Annotated in this window: 17 protein-coding genes; 6 read left to right on the top strand and 11 right to left on the bottom strand. The window is 58.1% G+C overall.

Features of this window, described 5'->3' with window-relative positions; translation table 11 throughout:
- The first annotated feature begins 63 nt into the window (after nucleotides 1-63).
- Nucleotides 64-735 (top strand): iron efflux ABC transporter ATP-binding subunit FetA, encoded by a 672-nt coding sequence (fetA, locus tag ACOTZP_RS07865; RefSeq protein ID WP_023305606.1) that lies wholly within the window; start codon nucleotides 64-66, stop codon nucleotides 733-735.
- A complete protein-coding gene (gene fetB / locus ACOTZP_RS07870; protein WP_108367263.1) occupies nucleotides 728-1,510 on the top strand; it encodes an iron efflux ABC transporter permease subunit FetB in 783 nt (260 codons plus the stop codon). The genes fetA and fetB overlap by 8 nt, the downstream gene beginning before the upstream one ends.
- A gap of 49 nt (nucleotides 1,511-1,559) precedes the next feature.
- Here the strand turns inward: fetB and ACOTZP_RS07875 are convergent, their stop codons facing one another.
- From ACOTZP_RS07875 to tesA, 3 genes are read right to left on the bottom strand one after another with little or no spacing between them, the layout of a single operon-like run.
- Complete coding sequence (locus ACOTZP_RS07875) at nucleotides 1,560-2,414, bottom strand: co-chaperone YbbN (RefSeq protein WP_022647291.1); 855 nt, start codon at nucleotides 2,412-2,414, stop codon at nucleotides 1,560-1,562.
- Nucleotides 2,415-2,472: 58 nt separating this feature from the next.
- On the bottom strand, nucleotides 2,473-3,282 hold the full coding sequence (locus ACOTZP_RS07880; protein WP_271074466.1) for an SDR family oxidoreductase: 810 nt from the start codon (nucleotides 3,280-3,282) through the stop codon (nucleotides 2,473-2,475).
- Entirely contained in the window at nucleotides 3,263-3,895 is a 633-nt protein-coding gene (gene tesA, locus ACOTZP_RS07885; protein WP_271074467.1) for a multifunctional acyl-CoA thioesterase I/protease I/lysophospholipase L1, read from the bottom strand. The genes ACOTZP_RS07880 and tesA overlap by 20 nt, the downstream gene beginning before the upstream one ends.
- On the opposite strand from tesA, the gene ybbA reads away from it, so the two are divergent.
- The 3 genes from ybbA (at nucleotide 3,866) to ACOTZP_RS07900 (ending at nucleotide 8,291) form a co-directional block, all read left to right on the top strand.
- Complete coding sequence (gene ybbA / locus ACOTZP_RS07890; protein ID WP_271074468.1) at nucleotides 3,866-4,552, top strand: putative ABC transporter ATP-binding protein YbbA; 687 nt, start codon at nucleotides 3,866-3,868, stop codon at nucleotides 4,550-4,552. The two genes, tesA and ybbA, sit on opposite strands and share 30 nt — an antisense overlap.
- On the top strand, nucleotides 4,549-6,963 hold the full coding sequence (gene ybbP, locus ACOTZP_RS07895) for a putative ABC transporter permease subunit YbbP (RefSeq protein ID WP_271074469.1): 2,415 nt from the start codon (nucleotides 4,549-4,551) through the stop codon (nucleotides 6,961-6,963). Before ybbA ends, ybbP begins: the two co-directional genes overlap by 4 nt.
- Nucleotides 6,964-7,145: 182 nt before the next feature.
- Nucleotides 7,146-8,291, top strand: a complete 1,146-nt coding sequence (locus ACOTZP_RS07900; RefSeq protein ID WP_022647296.1) for a porin — start codon at nucleotides 7,146-7,148, stop codon at nucleotides 8,289-8,291.
- A gap of 122 nt (nucleotides 8,292-8,413) precedes the next feature.
- On the opposite strand, the gene mnmH is transcribed toward ACOTZP_RS07900, so the two are convergent.
- The 5 genes from mnmH to ppiB all read right to left on the bottom strand — a co-directional run bounded on the left by mnmH (nucleotide 8,414) and on the right by ppiB (nucleotide 12,481).
- Complete coding sequence (mnmH, locus tag ACOTZP_RS07905) at nucleotides 8,414-9,484, bottom strand: tRNA 2-selenouridine(34) synthase MnmH (RefSeq protein ID WP_271074470.1); 1,071 nt, start codon at nucleotides 9,482-9,484, stop codon at nucleotides 8,414-8,416.
- 84 nt (nucleotides 9,485-9,568) lie between these two features.
- Entirely contained in the window at nucleotides 9,569-10,636 is a 1,068-nt protein-coding gene (gene purK, locus ACOTZP_RS07910) for a 5-(carboxyamino)imidazole ribonucleotide synthase (RefSeq protein WP_271074471.1), read from the bottom strand.
- A complete protein-coding gene (gene purE, locus ACOTZP_RS07915) occupies nucleotides 10,633-11,142 on the bottom strand; it encodes a 5-(carboxyamino)imidazole ribonucleotide mutase (protein ID WP_006809824.1) in 510 nt (169 codons plus the stop codon). Before purE ends, purK begins: the two co-directional genes overlap by 4 nt.
- A gap of 118 nt (nucleotides 11,143-11,260) precedes the next feature.
- Nucleotides 11,261-11,983, bottom strand: coding sequence for a UDP-2,3-diacylglucosamine diphosphatase (lpxH, locus tag ACOTZP_RS07920; RefSeq protein WP_022647299.1), 723 nt, complete (start codon nucleotides 11,981-11,983; stop codon nucleotides 11,261-11,263).
- A 3-nt stretch (nucleotides 11,984-11,986) separates the two neighbouring features.
- Nucleotides 11,987-12,481, bottom strand: coding sequence for a peptidylprolyl isomerase B (gene ppiB, locus ACOTZP_RS07925; protein WP_000256009.1), 495 nt, complete (start codon nucleotides 12,479-12,481; stop codon nucleotides 11,987-11,989).
- A 175-nt stretch (nucleotides 12,482-12,656) separates the two neighbouring features.
- Here ppiB and cysS point away from each other — a divergent pair, with 175 nt between their 5' ends.
- On the top strand, nucleotides 12,657-14,042 hold the full coding sequence (gene cysS, locus ACOTZP_RS07930) for a cysteine--tRNA ligase (RefSeq protein ID WP_022647300.1): 1,386 nt from the start codon (nucleotides 12,657-12,659) through the stop codon (nucleotides 14,040-14,042).
- Between the two features lie 85 nt (nucleotides 14,043-14,127).
- Here cysS and ACOTZP_RS07935 read toward each other — a convergent pair whose 3' ends face one another.
- The 3 genes from ACOTZP_RS07935 to ACOTZP_RS07945 form a co-directional block, all read right to left on the bottom strand.
- Nucleotides 14,128-14,652 (bottom strand): metal-dependent hydrolase, encoded by a 525-nt coding sequence (locus tag ACOTZP_RS07935; protein WP_271074472.1) that lies wholly within the window; start codon nucleotides 14,650-14,652, stop codon nucleotides 14,128-14,130.
- 73 nt (nucleotides 14,653-14,725) lie between these two features.
- A complete protein-coding gene (malI, locus tag ACOTZP_RS07940) occupies nucleotides 14,726-15,742 on the bottom strand; it encodes a Mal regulon transcriptional regulator MalI (RefSeq protein WP_271074473.1) in 1,017 nt (338 codons plus the stop codon).
- An 83-nt stretch (nucleotides 15,743-15,825) separates the two neighbouring features.
- Nucleotides 15,826-17,325 (bottom strand): PTS transporter subunit EIIC, encoded by a 1,500-nt coding sequence (locus tag ACOTZP_RS07945; protein WP_003858916.1) that lies wholly within the window; start codon nucleotides 17,323-17,325, stop codon nucleotides 15,826-15,828.
- Nucleotides 17,326-17,536: the final 211 nt, after the last annotated feature.

Consider the following 17,536-nt stretch of genomic DNA (forward strand, 5'->3'; position numbering starts at 1 on the left):
CGCAGCGTAGCGGAAAGGATTATGCTAAAGGCTGTTCTTATCACAGCGGTTAACGGAATCGGAATGAATAATAAAAAAAATCTTCTGGATATCAGGGATGTTGGCTTTCGTGTGGGTGATAACACCATCCTTCAGCACGTCGATTTTTGTCTCTCTCCGGGCGAATTTAAACTCATAACCGGCCCCTCCGGCTGCGGCAAAAGCACCCTCCTGAAAATCGTGGCTTCGCTACTGAGTCCAACGGAGGGAACCATCCTGTTTGAAGGGAAAGATATCGCCACGCTTACACCGGAAAGCTATCGCCAGCAGGTGTCATACTGCGTGCAAACGCCATCCCTGTTTGGCGACACGGTGTACGACAATCTGGTTTTCCCCTGGCACATCCGCAACCAAACACCCGATCCGAAAAAGTTTGCGGACGATCTGACCCGTTTTGGGCTTCCGCCGGAGACGCTGACCAAATCGACTGCCGAACTGTCAGGCGGGGAAAAGCAGCGCGTCTCGCTGATCCGTAACCTGCAATTCCTGCCGAAGGTGCTTTTGCTGGATGAAATCACCAGCGCGCTGGATGACGCTAACAAGCGCAACGTCAATGAGATTATTCATCGCTACGTCCGTGAACAGGATATTGCCGTGCTGTGGGTGACGCACGATTCAAATGAAATTAGCCATGCGGATGATGTCATCACGCTCAGGCCGCAGGGCGGGAAAATGGAGGAGGCTCACCGTGGGTGAACATAACATAACCAACGAATCGCTGGCGCTGTCGATGGTCCTGGTGCTGGTGGCGATTGTGGTCAGCTACCGGGAGAAGCTGGGGCTGGAAAAAGATATTCTGTGGAGTATCGTTCGCGCGGTCATTCAGCTCATCATCGTCGGCTATGTGCTGAAATACATCTTCAACGTCAATCATGCCGTGCTGACCCTGTTGATGGTGTTGTTTATCTGCTTTAACGCGGCATGGAACGCGCAGAAACGCAGTAAATACATCGATAATGCGTTCCTCTCGTCGTTTATTGCCATCACTACCGGGACCGCGTTAACGCTGGCGGTACTGGTGCTCTCCGGCTCGATAGAGTTTACGCCAATGCAGGTGATCCCCATTTCCGGGATGATTGCGGGCAATGCGATGGTGGCGGTCGGGTTATGCTACAACAATCTGGGGCAACGCTTCAGCAGTGAACAGCAACAGCTTCAGGAGAAGCTAAGCCTGGGCGCGACACCGAAGGTGGCCTCGGCGCGGTTGATCCGCGACAGCATTCGTTCTTCGCTGATCCCAACGGTGGATTCCGCCAAAACCGTGGGTCTGGTGAGCCTGCCGGGCATGATGTCGGGGCTAATTTTTGCCGGTATCGATCCGGTAAAAGCGATTAAATACCAGATTATGGTGACGTTTATGCTGCTCTCTACCGCGAGCCTGTCGACGATTATTGCCTGCTATCTGACCTATCGGAAGTTTTACAACGCGCGCCACCAGCTGGTGGTGACGCAGTTGAAAAAGACGGGGTAATATCGGCTTCTGTAGGCCCGGCAAGCGTTAGCGCCACCGGGCATTTTTGTTAGTAAAGCAATGCGTACAGCTGACGACGATACTTAGACGCCAGCGCGTCACCGGTGCCGAGCGCGGCCAGGATCTCCTGGAACATCTTTCGCGCCTGACCGTCTGCGGCGCCCAGGTCCTTCTGAAGGTGGCTAAACAGCAGCTCCAGCGCCTCTTCATTACGCCCCACCTGGTGAAGCTGAAGCGCCAGCTGGCTTGCCAGCGCGGCATCCGCCGGGTTGTCCGCAACCTGCTGCTGAAGTTGCTGAATTTCAGGGGTATCCGCCGCCTGTTTCAGCAGGTCAATCTGCGCCACCAGGCCCTGATAGCGGGTGTCCTGATCCTGCATCGGCACCGTTTTCAGCACGGCTTCCGCGTCTTCGGGGCGGTGCAGCGCAATCTGGGTCTCTGCCAGCAGCAGACCAATCTGGCTGTTCTGGTTCGACAGCTGCCACGCGTCTTTTAACAGCGGCAGCGCCTCGTCGTACTTGCCTTCCTGCATCAGCGCCATGGCTTCCTGCGCTTTCAGCTCTTCTTCGCGCGGCAGGACTTTATCCAGCAGGGCGCGGATCGCCTCTTCCGGCTGCGGCCCCTGGAAGCCATCCACCGGCTGACCGTTCTGGAACAGGTAGACGGTTGGGATCGCACGCAGGCCAAACTGGGAAGCCACCATCGGTTCGGCGTCACAATCCAGCTTCGCCAGAATGAATTGACCGTTGTACTGCGCGGCAAGGCTTTCCAGGACCGGCGTCAGCTGCAGGCAGTGTTGGCTGCGTTCAGACCAGAAGTAGAACAGCACCGGTGTAGTCATTGACTGTTCGAGTGTCTGTTGCAGGTTAGCTTCAGTTATGTTGACGATATTCTGTACGGACATGCGGCATTCTCTTTTATCGGTTTACTCTTTACATGGGGGTAAGCGTCGTCGCTTCAACTCAACCCTGCAAAATTTTGTCCATCATCCGCCCCGGCAGCAGGCGTTTCAACCAGCCGACGGCATGGGTCACCAGCGTCACCGGATAGCGCATTTTAGGGGTATCGCTCTCAAATGCGTGGCGCACTTTAGCAACCACGGCTTCTGGCCCAAGCGTAAAACGCGCCGCGATACCGGGATTTTCGACCGGTTGGTCCGCCTGCGTCTGGTTAACGTTTTCCGTAAAGCGGGTGCGGATGGGGCCCGGTTCAATCAGGCTGACCTTAATGCCGCTGTGGCGCAGCTCCATGCGCAACGCATCGGACCAGGCTTCAAGCGCATATTTACTGGCAGCGTAAGCCCCGCGTCCCGGCGTGGAGATCAGGCCCATCACCGAGGAGGTCATGACAATCCGCCCTTCGCCGTGCGGCAGCATGGCGGGGAGAAGGCGCATGGTGAGCTGATGCGCCCCAAAAAAGTTTGCGGAGAACTGCTGCTCCAGCTGTTCCCGTGAGAGGGTCTGTAGCGGGCCGTATACGCCATAGCCCGCATTGTTGAACAGGCCGTAAAGCCGGTAGTTGGTCAGGGCGATAACCTCATCGGCGGCCTGCTCCACGCTCTCTGGCGAATCGAGATCCAGCAGAATGCCGGTAAATCCCAGCCCTCGCATGCGTTCGACATCCTCGGGTTTGCGGCAGGCTGCCAGCACCCAAAACCCCTGACGTTTCAGTTCAAGGGCGCTTTCAAGGCCAATTCCGCTGGAACATCCTGTTATTAAGACCGATTTTTGCATAACTTTACCTGTCAGGTTCTCAGCTGTTTGACGAGTCATGTTTTACTAAAGGAGCCAGCCGGGTTGCCATCCAGTCGGCAATGAACGGCTGGGCATCGCGATTGGGGTGAATGCCATCATCCTGCATCCACTGGGGTTTCAGATAGACCTCTTCCATGAAAAATGGCAGCAGCGGAATATCAAACTCTTTGGCAAGCTTAGGATAGATCGCGCTAAACGCCTCAGTATACCGACGGCCGTAGTTAGCGGGCAGGCGAATTTGCATCAGCAGCGGCTGGGCGTTAGCGGCCTTAATGGTCTGCAAAATAGTCCGCAGCGTTTGCTCCGTTTGCTGTGGCTGGAAGCCGCGCAAACCATCATTACCGCCCAGTTCGACCAGCACCCAACGCGGTTGATGCTGCTTAAGCAGGGCAGGCAGGCGCGATAAGCCTTGCTGCGACGTATCGCCGCTGATGCTGCCGTTAACGACAGACGCCCGGGACTGCCATTTATCATTGAGCAGGGCGGGCCAGGCCGCACTGGCGGCCATACGATAGCCCGCGCTCAGGCTATCGCCCAGAATCAATAACGTGTCCGCAGCCGCCGCGCGGAAGGTCATCAGCATCAAAAACAGGAAGGGCAAATGCCAGCGGAAAACATTGTTGAAGTTCATCGTCTTAATAAGTCCGTCGGTCAGGGAGAACACGAGCTTTCCATCCTCACCGGAGTTGAACTCGTTGTCAAACGTGCCGAAACCATCGCCCTGATTGGCGAATCCGGTTCCGGTAAGTCCACGCTGCTGGCCATTCTCGCCGGGCTGGACGATGGCAGCAGCGGGGAAGTGAACCTGGTCAGCCAGCCCCTCCACGCGCTTGATGAAGAGGCGCGCGCCGCGCTGCGTGCCCGGCATATCGGGTTTGTCTTTCAGTCATTCATGCTGATCCCAACCCTCAACGCGCTGGAAAACGTTGAGCTGCCCGGCCTGCTGCGCGGTGAAAATACCCGCGAAAGCCGCGATCACGCCAAAGCGTTGCTGGAACAGCTGGGGCTGGGAAAACGTCTCGACCACCTTCCGGCGCAGCTTTCCGGCGGTGAGCAGCAGCGCGTGGCGCTGGCCAGGGCGTTTAACGGGCGCCCGGAAGTGCTGTTTGCCGATGAGCCCACGGGCAATCTCGACCGTAAAACCGGGGACAAAATTGCCGATCTGCTGTTTTCACTCAACCGCGAACACGGCACCACGCTGATTCTGGTTACCCACGACCCGCAGCTGGCCGCCCGCTGCGACCGCCGCCTGCGGCTGGTGAACGGTGTTCTTCAGGAGGAAGCATGATTGCCCGCTGGTTCTGGCGCGAATGGCGCTCGCCCTCTCTGCTGATTGTCTGGCTGGCGTTGAGCCTGGCGGTGGCCTGCGTGCTGGCGCTCGGCAGCGTCAGCGATCGTATGGAGAAAGGGCTTAGCCAGCAGAGTCGGGAATTTATGGCGGGGGACCGGGCTCTGCAAAGTTCTCGCCCCGTGCCGCCGGGCTGGATTGAGGAAGCGCGCAAAGAGGGGCTGAAGGTGGGAGAGCAAATCACCTTCCAGACCATGACCTTTGCGGGCGACACGCCACAGCTTGCCAGCGTAAAAGCCGTGGATGACATCTACCCGATGTATGGTGATTTACAAACCAGTCCGCCGGGGCTAAAACCGGCCTCCGGTACGGTATTGCTGGCTTCGCGTCTGATGGCGCTGCTGAACCTGAAACCCGGCGACAGTATCGACGTCGGCGACGCGACCCTCAAAATTGCCGGGGAAGTGGTGCAGGAACCCGACTCCGGATTTAATCCGTTCCAGCTCGCGCCGCGCCTGCTGATGAACACCGCTGATGTGGCGAAAACCAACGCCGTCCAGCCGGGTAGCCGCGTCACATGGCGCTATAAGTTTGGCGGGACGCCTGCTCAACTGGAGGCGTATGAAAAATGGCTCCTGCCTCAGCTCAGGCCGGAACATCGCTGGTACGGGCTGGAGCAGGATGACGGGGCGCTCGGCAAATCCCTCGAGCGTTCTCAGCAGTTTCTGTTGCTGTCGGCGCTGTTAACCCTGCTGCTGGCCATTGCGGCCGTTGCCGTGGCAATGGGGCACTACTGCCGCAGCCGTTACGATCTGGTGGCGATACTCAAAACCCTCGGCGCGGGCCGGGCACAGCTGCGCAAGCTGATTGTCGGCCAGTGGCTGATGGTGCTGGCGCTGTCGGCTCTGACCGGCGGGGCGATAGGGCTGCTGTTTGAAAAGCTGCTGATGGTGCTGCTCAAACCGGTACTGCCCGCTGCGCTGCCGCCTGCCAGCCTCTGGCCGTGGCTGTGGGCCATCGGCGCGATGACGACGATCTCCCTGCTGGTGGGGTTACGCCCCTACCGGCTGCTGCTCGCCACCCAGCCGCTGCGCGTGCTGCGCCGGGATGTGGTGGCCAGCGTCTGGCCGCTGAAGTTCTATCTGCCGGTGATTATTGCGGTGGCAGTCGGGCTGTTGGCCTGGCTGATGGGCGGCAGTACGCTGCTGTGGGCGGTGCTGGCGGGCGCGGTGGTGCTGGCGCTGCTGTGCGGCGTAGTGGGCTGGGTACTGCTTAATGTGCTGAGTAAGCTGACAGTTAAATCACTCCCCATACGGTTAGCGGTTAACCGACTGCTGCACCAGCCGTGGTCTACCCTCAGCCAGCTCTCGGCATTTTCGCTGTCGTTTATGCTGCTGGCGCTTCTGCTGGTGCTGCGCGGGGATCTGCTGGATCGCTGGCAGCAGCAGCTTCCGCCGGAAAGCCCGAACTATTTCCTGATCAACATTGCTCCCGAACAGGTGACGCCGCTGAAGGGGTTCCTGTCTGAGCATCACATTATTCCGGAATCGTTCTATCCGATCGTGCGCGCCCGCCTGACGCAGATCAACGGCCAGTCCACGGAGGGAAATAAGGATGAATCGCTCAACCGCGAGCTCAACCTGACCTGGCAGGCGAAACGTCCGGACCATAACCCGATCGTTGCCGGCACCTGGCCGCCGAAAGCGGGGGAAGTGTCGATGGAGGAGGGGCTGGCGACACGCCTGAACGTGAAGCTCGGCGATAGCGTGACCTTTACCGGTGATACCCAGGATTTCACCGCCAAAGTCACCAGCCTGCGCAAAGTGGACTGGGAAAGCCTGCGGCCAAATTTCTTCTTCATCTTCCCGCCGGGCGCGCTGGACGGACAGCCCCAGAGCTGGCTGACCAGCTTCCGCTGGGAAAACGGCAACGGCATGCTGACGCAACTGAACCGGGAATTTCCGACGGTGAGCCTGCTGGATATCGGCGCGATCCTCAAACAGGTCGGGCAGGTGCTGGAACAGGTGAGCCGCGCCCTGGAGGTGATGGTGGTGCTGGTGACCGTCTGCGGCCTATTGCTGCTGCTGGCGCAGGTGCAGGTCGGCATGCGTCAGCGTCATCAGGAGCTGGTGGTCTACCGCACGCTGGGGGCCAGTAAACGGCTACTGCGCGCCACGCTGTGGAGCGAATTTGCCCTGCTCGGGCTGGTGGCGGGCCTGGTGGCGGCCATCGGGGCGGAAACCGCACTGGCGGTGCTTCAGACGAAAGTCTTTGATTTTCCATGGGAGCCTGACTGGCGGCTGTGGTTAACGTTGCCCGTCTGCGGCGCGGTGCTGCTGTCCCTGTGCGGTGGCTGGCTCGGGACGCGGCTGTTGAAAGGTAAAGCGCTGTTCCGCCAGTTTGTCAGCTAGTTTACTTGCGTGATGATGACACACCGGCATTCCTGCTGGTGTGTCATCACTTAATAGCACAAATCGTTAATACCCATGTATTTAGTAGCACAAAACATTAAAAACCCGCCCACACATCCCGAATTTTTCCGGTTAATATTCACCAGCTAAATATTTAGCAGCGTGTCTATCAAGGAAAAAGAATGACTATAAGAAAAACAGCGCTGGCGACAACGATCGGCGCAGCAGTGGCATTGGCTTCTTTCGCATCTCAGGCGGAAATCACCCTTCTGAAACAGGATCCGCAGGCGGGTAACCCGCTGAGCCGTCTGAACTTCACCGTTGGCGGCAGCATCCGTCCTCAGTTCCAGAACATGACCGGTGATGACGGCAAAAACGGCTACAAGCGTAACGGTTTTGACGGCGGTACCCGTTTCCGTTTCGCGGCAGACTACTACCTGTTCGATGACATCAGCTGGATCACCTACTACGAGCTGGGTGTGAACATTCCGGCGCAGTTTAACTGGGATAACCACTACGCCGACGGCGCGCACGACACCTCACGCCGTATGCTCTACACCGGTCTGAAGAGCGACACCTGGGGTACGCTTACCTTCGGCCAGCAGAACAGCGTGTACTATGACGTGGTGGGCGCGAAAACCGATATCTGGGACTACGACATGATTGGTCAGGCGTCGGGTAACGGGATCAACGGCGACTACGACGGCTCTTACCGTTCACGCCAGATGCTGAAGTACAAGAAAACCGTGGGCGATGCTGACATCTACGCCTCTTACCTGTTTGAAGACAGCGAATACCTGCCGGGCAACGGCCTGCGCTACAAGCGCAAAGGCGGCGGTTCACTGGGTATCGATTACCACCTGACCACCGATCTGACCTGGGGCGCAGCGTGGAACTACACCCGCGCGGACATGCGTAATCCGGACAACGGCGACAGCAAATCCTACGACCAGAACATTCTCGGCACCGCACTGAGCTGGACGCCGGATAACTGGACCTTCTCCGCAGGCGGCGGCTGGTATCAGAACTTCATGACCACCAAAAAAGTGTCCGTTAACGACTACTTCGCCGGTGATGCATGGGGTATTGAATACTTCGCAGGATACAAATTCCCGGTCGGTCAGTATGCGGTGAAATCCATTCAGCCGTACTTCATGGGCGACCGCATTGAGTACGTGAACGGCCGTAACTACCAGCGCATCGACAACGGCGTAGGTATCAGCGTCCAGCTGGACTACGGTTTCCGCGTGGATTACGAACACGTGTTCACCTCCAGCACCGACAACCTGGGCGACATGAACCTGGTGCGTCTGCGTTACGACTTCTAAGTTGTCATGTAGGGTGCGGCCTGATGCCCTCACCCTGACCCTCTCCCACGGGGAGAGGGAAAAAACATTAAAAACGGCAACCCAGGTTGCCGTTTTGCTTTTACCTCGCCACCCGGCTTTTTTCAGCGATCAAGCCACTCGGCAATTTCTTTGTACGTCCCGCGAAAAACAATCTTCTCCGCTTTCTTCTCCAGCTGATAGCCGTACATCGGGTCGTAATAGTCCTTCAGCAGCGGCACAAGCCAGCTGAAGTGCGCGTCAGTGCTTCCAGAGCGCTGTTGTTCCAGCAGCGCGGAATCTAATAGCGCGGTAAATTCCGCGAATCGTTGCAGCCCCAGACGACGGCGGATGGCGAACAGGCCGTGATGCAGGTATTCGCTGTAGGCTTTCCAGCCCGCTTCTTCACCGTAGGCGGCAAAAAAGTCGGCCCACATGTGGTCGAAATACTCTTCGCGCAGGCGCTCAAGACGGATCTCAAACGGATCTTCGACCACCACGACAGGCGCTTCCGCCATGCGGTCGCGCAGGCACTCCGGCAGGTGGTTAGAGCCAATCATCCGGCCCTCATCCTCCAGCACCCAGCGCGCGGCATCTTTTTTTAGCAGCTCGACGGCAAGGTGATTCTCGAAGCTCGCCTGAGAAAGTTGCGGGGTGAGCGTGCGGCCAAATGACGAGCCGCGATGGTGCGCCAGCCCTTCCAGATCGATGCCCTGCGCATGCTGCTTCACCAGCAGCGTTTTGCCGTTTCCGGTACAGCCACCGATAAGCACCATCGGTTTTTGTGACTGCTCAATCGTCACCTGAATTGCCGTCTGGCGCAGGGCCTTATAGCCGCCGCGGATCAGCGGATAATCGATTCCCGCCTCTTTAAGCCAGGCCTGGGAGATATGTGAGCGCTGGCCACCGCGCGCGCAGCAAAGGTAGCCCTCAGGATGGGCCAGGCTGGCTTCGCGCCAGGCGTTGATGCGCGCCTCTCGCGTCTCGCCGTTGACCAGGCTATGGCCGAGCGTCAGTGCGGCGTCCGGACCCTGGCGTTTATAGCAGGTGCCGACGGCGGCACGCTCGTCGTCGTTCATTAAGGGCAGGTTGAGTGCGGCGGGCATCGCACCCTGGACAAATTCGATCGGCGCGCGAACGTCGATTAAAGGGGTATCGGACGCGAGGATCGCGCGATAGTCCGTTCCATCGTTCATGGTGGTTCCAGAAGAAAGCTAAGCAGCAATGGGCGGGAATTGTACGCCGGGGAAGGGGAAGGTCAACTCCCCGGCGGGGGTTACTTACTTCAGTTTTGACTGCGCCCAGACAATCCCGCTCGCGTATTCTGGCGGCAGCAGGGGAACAATCGCTTCCAGCGTGGCGCTCAGGCGGTCCGTGTCGGTATCGTTCAGGTTCAGGTGGCCGACCTTACGACCCGGGCGCACCGCTTTGTCGTACCAGTGCAGGTGCACCAGCGGCAGCTTCAGCCAGTCGTAGTTCAGATCGGTGCCGATCAGGTTGATCATCACCGACGGGCTGGTCACCACCGGCTGCGGCAGCGGCAGGTCAGTGATGGCGCGCAGGTGCAGCTCGAACTGGCTGATGGAGGCACCGTTTTGCGTCCAGTGGCCGCTGTTGTGCACGCGCGGCGCAAGTTCGTTGATCAGCAGACCCGATGGCGTGACGAAACACTCCATCGCCATTACGCCCACATAGCCCAGCTCATGCATGATGGCAGAGAGCATCTCTTCCGCCTGCGCCTGCTGGTCAGCATTGGCCTGCGGGAAGGCGACGCTGGTGCGCAGAATCCCGTCCTGATGCAGGTTATGCGTTAGCGGGTAAAAAACGGTGTGCCCGTCATGCCCGCGCGCGCCCACCAGCGACACTTCACCGCTGAAGTTTATGCCCTGCTCAACGATGCACTCGCCGTAGCAGTCGTCCGGCAGCTCGGCGGTGTCGTTCGCGCGCAGGCGCCACTGCCCGCGACCGTCGTAGCCGCCGACACGACGCTTCACGATCGCCAGATCGCCCAGCATGGCGAAGACGTCATTCCACTCGCTTTTGTCGCACAACAGCTGCCACGGCGCGGTCGCAAGGCCGAGCTTGTCGAACAGCTGCTTTTGCGTCAGACGGTCGGCGATGATCGGGAAGACGTCGCGGTTCACAAAGGCGTTATGGCGCGCCAGCTCGCGGGTCAGGGCGGTTTCCGGCCAGCGTTCAATTTCGGCGGTGATCACGCTCTGATGGAACGGCACGGCTTCCGGCTCGGCGTCCAGCCCGACGGGCCAGACGGCAATACCCAGCGGCTCACCGGCCTGACGTAGCATCCGGCCAAGCTGACCATTACCAAGAACGCAAACCTGCTTCATGCTGCACCCCGCGGATCCGGGTTATCCAGCACCTCGTCGGTCTGGGCTTTACGCCACTCCGCCAGACGTTGATGTAAGTCTTTATCATGCGTCGCGAGGATCTGCGCGGCCAGCAGGGCGGCATTTGCGGCACCCGCCTTACCAATCGCCAGCGTACCGACAGGGATACCGCGCGGCATCTGGACGATAGAGTACAGGCTATCAACCCCGCTTAACGCGGCGCTCTGTACCGGCACGCCCAGTACCGGCACCAGGGTTTTGGCGGCAATCATGCCCGGCAGATGTGCTGCGCCGCCCGCACCGGCAATGATCACCTCGTAACCGTTCTCTTCGGCGCTTTCGGCGAAGCTGAAAAGTTTATCCGGCGTACGGTGCGCGGAAACCACTTCGACGTGGTGCGGAACATTCAGGATTTCAAAGATTTCGGCGGCGAATTGCATGGTAGCCCAGTCGCTTTTGGACCCCATCACGATGGCGACACGCGCCGGATTATTGCGGGAAGACATGCGTCTTAAAACTCCTGTGGTGCGGAACACACTGCTTTCGAGGGCACAGAGAATAGCATGTAATACCGGCAAGGAAAACGGTTGCGTGGTCGGGAAATGAGCGAAAAAACGAGGAGGGTTAAAACGGGAAGGCGATCAGTTCCACACCTTCCGGCGTGACTTTGACCATCGATCCTTCGCTGTGCCAGGCGCCTAAAACCACGCGATGGGCGGGCTCGCCGTTGGCGATAAGGGAATGCACATCGGGACGATGGGTATGGCCGTGGATCAGCCACTGAACGCGATGCTTCTCCATCACGTTCACCACCGCCTGCGGGTTGACGTCCATGATGGTCATCGATTTGCTGCTGTTGGCGGCCTTGCTGCCCGCGCGCATTCTGGCGGCGATGCGGTTGCGAATAAACAGCGGCAGGGCGAGGAACACTTTCTGGATCCACGGGGTGTGAACTTTGGCGCGAAACGCCAGGTAGCCGGTATCGTCAGTGCAGAGCGTGTCGCCGTGCATGATCAGAATATTGCGGCCATAGAGGTCAAGCACCTGCTCTTCCGGGAGCAGCGTCATGCCGCTCTCGCGGGCGTAGCGCTGGCCGATCAGGAAATCACGGTTGCCGTGAATGAAATAGCAGGGGACGCCGGAATCCACCAGCGCTTTAATGGCCGCTGCCATCTCACGGTGCAGCGGGTTCGGATCGTCGTCGCCTATCCAGGCCTCAAACAGGTCACCCAGAATGTACAGCGCATCGGCGCTTTTCGCTTCACCGCGTAAAAAACGCAGAAAACCGGCGGTTATCGCCGGTTCTTCTGTTTGCAGATGCAGATCCGCAATAAAGAGTGTCGCCACGAATTACTCGCTGACGGTCACGCTTGTGATCACAACGTCTTCTTTAGGAACGTCCTGGTGCATACCGCTGCGGCCAGTAGAAACGGCTTTGATCTTGTCGACCACGTCCATGCCTTCAACCACTTCTGCGAATACGCAGTAGCCCCAGCCTTGCAGGCTTTCGCCAGAGAAGTTCAGGAAGTCGTTGTCCGCCACGTTAATGAAGAACTGTGCGGTAGCAGAGTGCGGGGCCTGAGTACGGGCCATTGCCAGCGTACCGCGGGTGTTTTTCAGGCCGTTGTTCGCTTCGTTTTTGATCGCTTCTTTCGTCTCTTTCTGGCGCATGCCAGGCTCGAAACCGCCGCCCTGGATCATAAAGCCGTTGATCACACGGTGGAAAATAGTGTTGTTGTAGAAACCTTCGCGGCAGTAGTCCAGGAAGTTTTTAACTGTTTCAGGCGCTTTGTCATCAAAGGTTTTGATTACGATATCGCCATGATTAGTGTGGAAAGTAACCATTTTTGCATCCTGTTCCGTTATTGTGGTGCGTCAACCCGTGCTCGGGTCACATATAGGGGCTTGTTATAGCATAACCACAGGACACGATCACCTTGCATTGTGTGCTGACCGTGCTCCGAATTATGGGTATTATAAGGAACAAACAATCCACACACGTGTTTACATGGAATCTTCGATGTTAAAAATCTTTAATACAATGACGCGCCAAAAAGAGGAATTTAAACCTATCCATGCCGGGGAAGTCGGCATGTACGTGTGTGGTATTACGGTTTACGATCTCTGTCATATCGGCCATGGCCGTACCTTTGTCGCGTTCGACGTGGTGTCCCGCTACCTGCGCTTCCTGGGCTATAACCTGAAGTATGTGCGCAACATCACCGACATCGACGACAAAATCATTAAACGTGCTAATGAAAATGGCGAAAGCTTTGTCGCGCTGGTGGATCGCATGATCGCCGAAATGCACAAGGATTTTGATGCCTTGAATATTCTGCGCCCGGATAGCGAGCCGCGTGCGACCCACCATATTCATGAAATCATTGAGATCACCCAAAAGCTGATCGAGCGCGGTCACGCCTATGTGGCGGACAACGGCGACGTGATGTTCTCGGTGCCGACGGACCCAACCTACGGTGCGCTTTCCCGCCAGGATCTGGACCAGCTCCAGGCCGGTGCACGCGTGGACGTGGTTGACGTGAAGCGTAATCCGATGGACTTCGTGCTGTGGAAGATGTCCAAAGCGGGCGAACCGAGCTGGCCATCCCCGTGGGGCGAAGGGCGTCCGGGCTGGCACATTGAATGTTCCGCGATGAACTGCAAACAGCTGGGCAACCATTTCGACATTCACGGCGGCGGTTCGGATCTGATGTTCCCGCACCACGAAAACGAAATCGCGCAGTCCACCTGTGCTCACGGCGGCGAGTACGTGAACTACTGGATGCACTCCGGGATGGTGATGGTTGACCGCGAGAAGATGTCGAAATCGCTGGGTAACTTTTTCACCGTGCGCGACGTGCTGAAGTATTACGACGCGGAAACCGTGCGCTACTTCCTGATGTCCGGCCACTATCGCAGCCAGCTGAACTACAGCGAAGAGAACCTGAAGCAGGCGCGCGCTGCGCTGGAGCGTCTGTATACCGCACTGCGCGGCACCGACAGGTCTGTTCCGGCCGCTGGCGGCGAGGCGTTCGAAGCCCGCTTCGTTGAGGTCATGAACGACGACTTCAACACGCCGGAAGCCTACTCCGTGCTGTTCGACATGGCGCGTGAGGTGAATCGCCTGAAGTCAGAAGATATGGCGGCGGCGAATGCGCTGGCGTCGCATCTGCGTAAGCTCTCTTCCGTGCTCGGCCTGCTGGAGCAGGAGCCGGACGTGTTCCTGCAAAGCGGCGCGCAGGCGGACGACGGTGAAGTAGCGGAAATTGAAGCACTGATTAAAGCGCGTCTGGAAGCGCGTCAGGCGAAAGACTGGGCGGCGGCGGATGCGGCGCGTAACCGTCTGACCGAGATGGGTATTATTCTGGAAGACGGCCCGCAGGGCACCACCTGGCGTCGTAAGTAAGTCCGTAATGCCCGGTGGCGCTTACGCTTACCGGGCCTACAGGTGAAAGTAGGCCGGGTAAGGCGTAGCCGCCACCCGGTTTTTTTTACCTTCTCTTCTTCCACCATAATACTCCCATCAGCACGATTCCCGGCAGCCACACCCACAGCAGTTCCGAGATAATCACCTGATGCCCGTACGGCGTGGTATAGCGCGACAGTGCAAACGGCGCGACCTTAATCACCTGCCACGGTGCAAAGAAGCGCTCATCTGTCCAGGGCCACAGCCAGCCGACGCCTTTCCCGCCGGTGGTAATCGAATCCAGCAGGCTGTGCGACAGCAGCGACACGGTTAAAAACAGCCAGCAGCGCGACAGGCTGGCCCGGAACCATCGACGCCCAGCCAGCACGCAAAGTATGGGCACTACCAAGGCAAACAGCAGCGAATGAGTGAAACCGCGGTGGCCGAAAATATTCCCGTAGGCGACACCGAATTTAAACGCCAGTACGTCAGCGTCAGGCAGCATGGCGAGGACGATCCCGGCAAACAGCAGGCGGGGTGGGATGACTTTGGTTCCGAGCCCTAAGCCCAGACACAGAGGTACGGCAGCGTGGGTGATAACGGTAGGCATTGCATTTATCCATGGCAAATCATGGAAATATAGCAGTCATCACGCGCTATAAGACCCATGCTAAATTCTGAATTTACGCCGATTCCCGCGCGATAAGCTGGCCGGAGAGGGTAATACGCTGCGTTTGCAGATCCGGCTCCTTCAGCCTGCGGATCATCAGCCCTGCCGCCTGGCGGCCGGTCTCTTCGCTGGCAGACGAAACGTAAGTCAGTGACGGCGACGTGAGGTTTACGTGGAGCATATCTTCAAAGCCAATCAGCGCCACCTGCTGGGTTAAAAACACGTCTTTGCCCACCGTGCGCCCCACCTGGTGAATGCCGGAGATCGAACCGATCATCGCGTCCGGCGAATGGCAGAGCAGGGCGGTAATCGTGTTGTTCTTCTCCAGCAGCTGGCGAGTCGCCATGGCCGCCGCCTGCGTATCATCGGTGCAGGCGGGAGAATATTCCTCACGCCAGACCAGGCCGTTCTGCGTCATCGCGCTGCGAAAACCGAGCAGGCGCTGCTCGCGAATACGGCACCCGTCGCGCCCGCCCATGTAGGCGATGGTGCGGTGCCCGCGCTCGATAAGATAACGCGCGGCCAGGTTCGCCGCCTGGCGGTTATCGCGCATCACCAGATTGCATTTCTCTTCCAGCAACGACTGCGAAACCGCCACAAGCGGCAGCGGGCATTGGCGAATGTGTTCCGGGAGAGAGGCGGCGCGGGTGTCCGACGCCAGATAGATGACGCCCGCCACGCCCTGCTGCTTAAATGAGAGCAGGGTACGCTCAAGATGTTCGTCGTCGTTCAGCGGCTGACCGAGAAAAACCATATAACCCTGTTTCTCCAGCTCCTGAACGATGCTCGCCATCACTTTGATGGAAAAGCTGTCGCTGAAGTCCCGCAGGATCAGGCCGATTAAGTTGGAGGTGTTGGCGCGAAGGTTGGCAGCGGCGACGTTATGAACATAGCCCAGCGTTGTGATGGCGGCATTGACCTTCCCGATCGTCGCCTCTGAGATTTTCCCTTTCTGGCGCAGCACCAGCGACACGGTAGAAACCGACACGCCCGCATGCTTTGCAACATCAATAATGCTGACTTTCTTCAAAACCGCTCCCTGAAATTTACCGATTATCAGCCAGATAAGAGGCGTACCCCAGCGTACAGGAGACGCCTCCTTCAGGCATCTTATTATTTGCCAATCATCGTGGACATGGTCTGGGCGATAAACTGTGCTCTGGCCCCGAAAATCACCTGTATCCCGTTGTCGCCAACAAACACCACGCCGCGCGCGCCCAGCCCGTTCAGCCCGTCCCGGTCCACCGCTTCGCTCTTCGCCACTTCCAGACGCAGACGCGTGATGCAGGAGCCGACAGAATCAATGTTCTGCGCACCGCCCAGCAGGCCGATGATTTCGGTGGCAAGTTCGGAATCGGACTTGTCATTCGCGCTGGCGGTCACTTCGGTGCGGCCCGGCGTTTTCACGTCGAAACGGCGGATCACGAAGCGGAACGTGAAGTAGTAAATCAGGGCCATAGGGATACCGATGATAATGGCGCTCAGGAAGTTGGTCTGATAGCCGTTAAACGACGGCAGGATCCCGAACGACAGGTAGTCGATAAAGCCCGCCGAGAACGACTTGGCGATGTGCGCATGCAGCAGGTACATGGTCATGTACGCCAGGCCCGCCATGATGGCGTTGAAGACGTAAAGGATTGGCGCCACGAAGATAAAGGTGAACTCTACCGGCTCGGTGATGCCCGTCAGGAAGCAGGTGAGGGCGGCGGAGAAGAGAATACCGGCCGCAATTTTCTTATTCTTCGTATGCGCTTCATGGTACATCGCAAGGCACGCTGCAGGCAGCGCGAACAGCATCAGCGGGAACTCGCCCTGCATGAATTTCCCGGCGTTCTGGTAGGTATCGCTGCTGAAGGATTTCACCCCTTCTTCGAGCATCTTGAACCAGATGGTCTGGTCGCCGTGGATCACCTGACCCGCCTGGGTGGTGTAATCCCCGAACGAATACCAGAAGGAGGGATACCAGATGTGGTGCAGGCCGAGCGGGATCAACGCGCGCTCCACCAGCCCGAAGATAAAGGTCGAGGCCGCCTGGTTATCGCCGTTCACCACCACGGACAGGGCGTCGATCCCGGACTGAATATGCTGCCACACGTACGGCAGCAGCAGGCCGAGCAGGAACGACAGAAATGCCGTCGCAATCGCCACAAAACGCTTCCCGGAGAAGAAGCCGAGGAATTCCGGCAGTTGCATGGTGTGGAAGCGGTTGTAGCACCAGGCCGCGAGAATACCGCAGATCAGGCCGCCAAAGACGCCCATTTGCAACGTCGGAATGCCGACGACCATGGCGTATTTCCCGCCCTGGGAGGCCATTTCCGGCGTAATGCTCAGCACGGTGCTGATGGTGATGTTGGTGACAAACACCGAGACCGCCGCAGAGAGTGCCGCAATGCCGGATTCCGAAGCCAGACCGACGGCAGAGCCGATGGCGAACAGCATCGGCAGGTTATCAAAGATAACCCCGCCGGCGTTCATCATCAGCGGCAGGTGGAACTTATCGCCGAAGGCCAGCAGCAGGCCCGCAGCGGGAAGCAGTGAAATCGGCAGCATTAAGGCGCGACCAATCATCGATAACTTAGACAGCGATTTAACAAACCCTGATATCAGACTCATGCTGATTTCCCCCCCGAGTAGCGCTTTTTTCGCGCTGTTATTGTAAGTAGAACGTTTTAGTAGAACGTTCTACTTATCGTGGGGAAAGTCTGAAAATCGCGCAACATAATTTTCACGTTTCGCCAGAGGGAATAGTGATTATTTGAAGTTGATCGATAATTAACCGTGATGGGTGTGAGGGGATGTTTATCCCCTCTCCCTGTGGGAGAGG

The sequence above is a fragment of the Enterobacter cloacae complex sp. SYL001 genome (assembly GCF_049237025.1).
GTDB lineage: Bacteria > Pseudomonadota > Gammaproteobacteria > Enterobacterales > Enterobacteriaceae > Enterobacter > Enterobacter intestinihominis.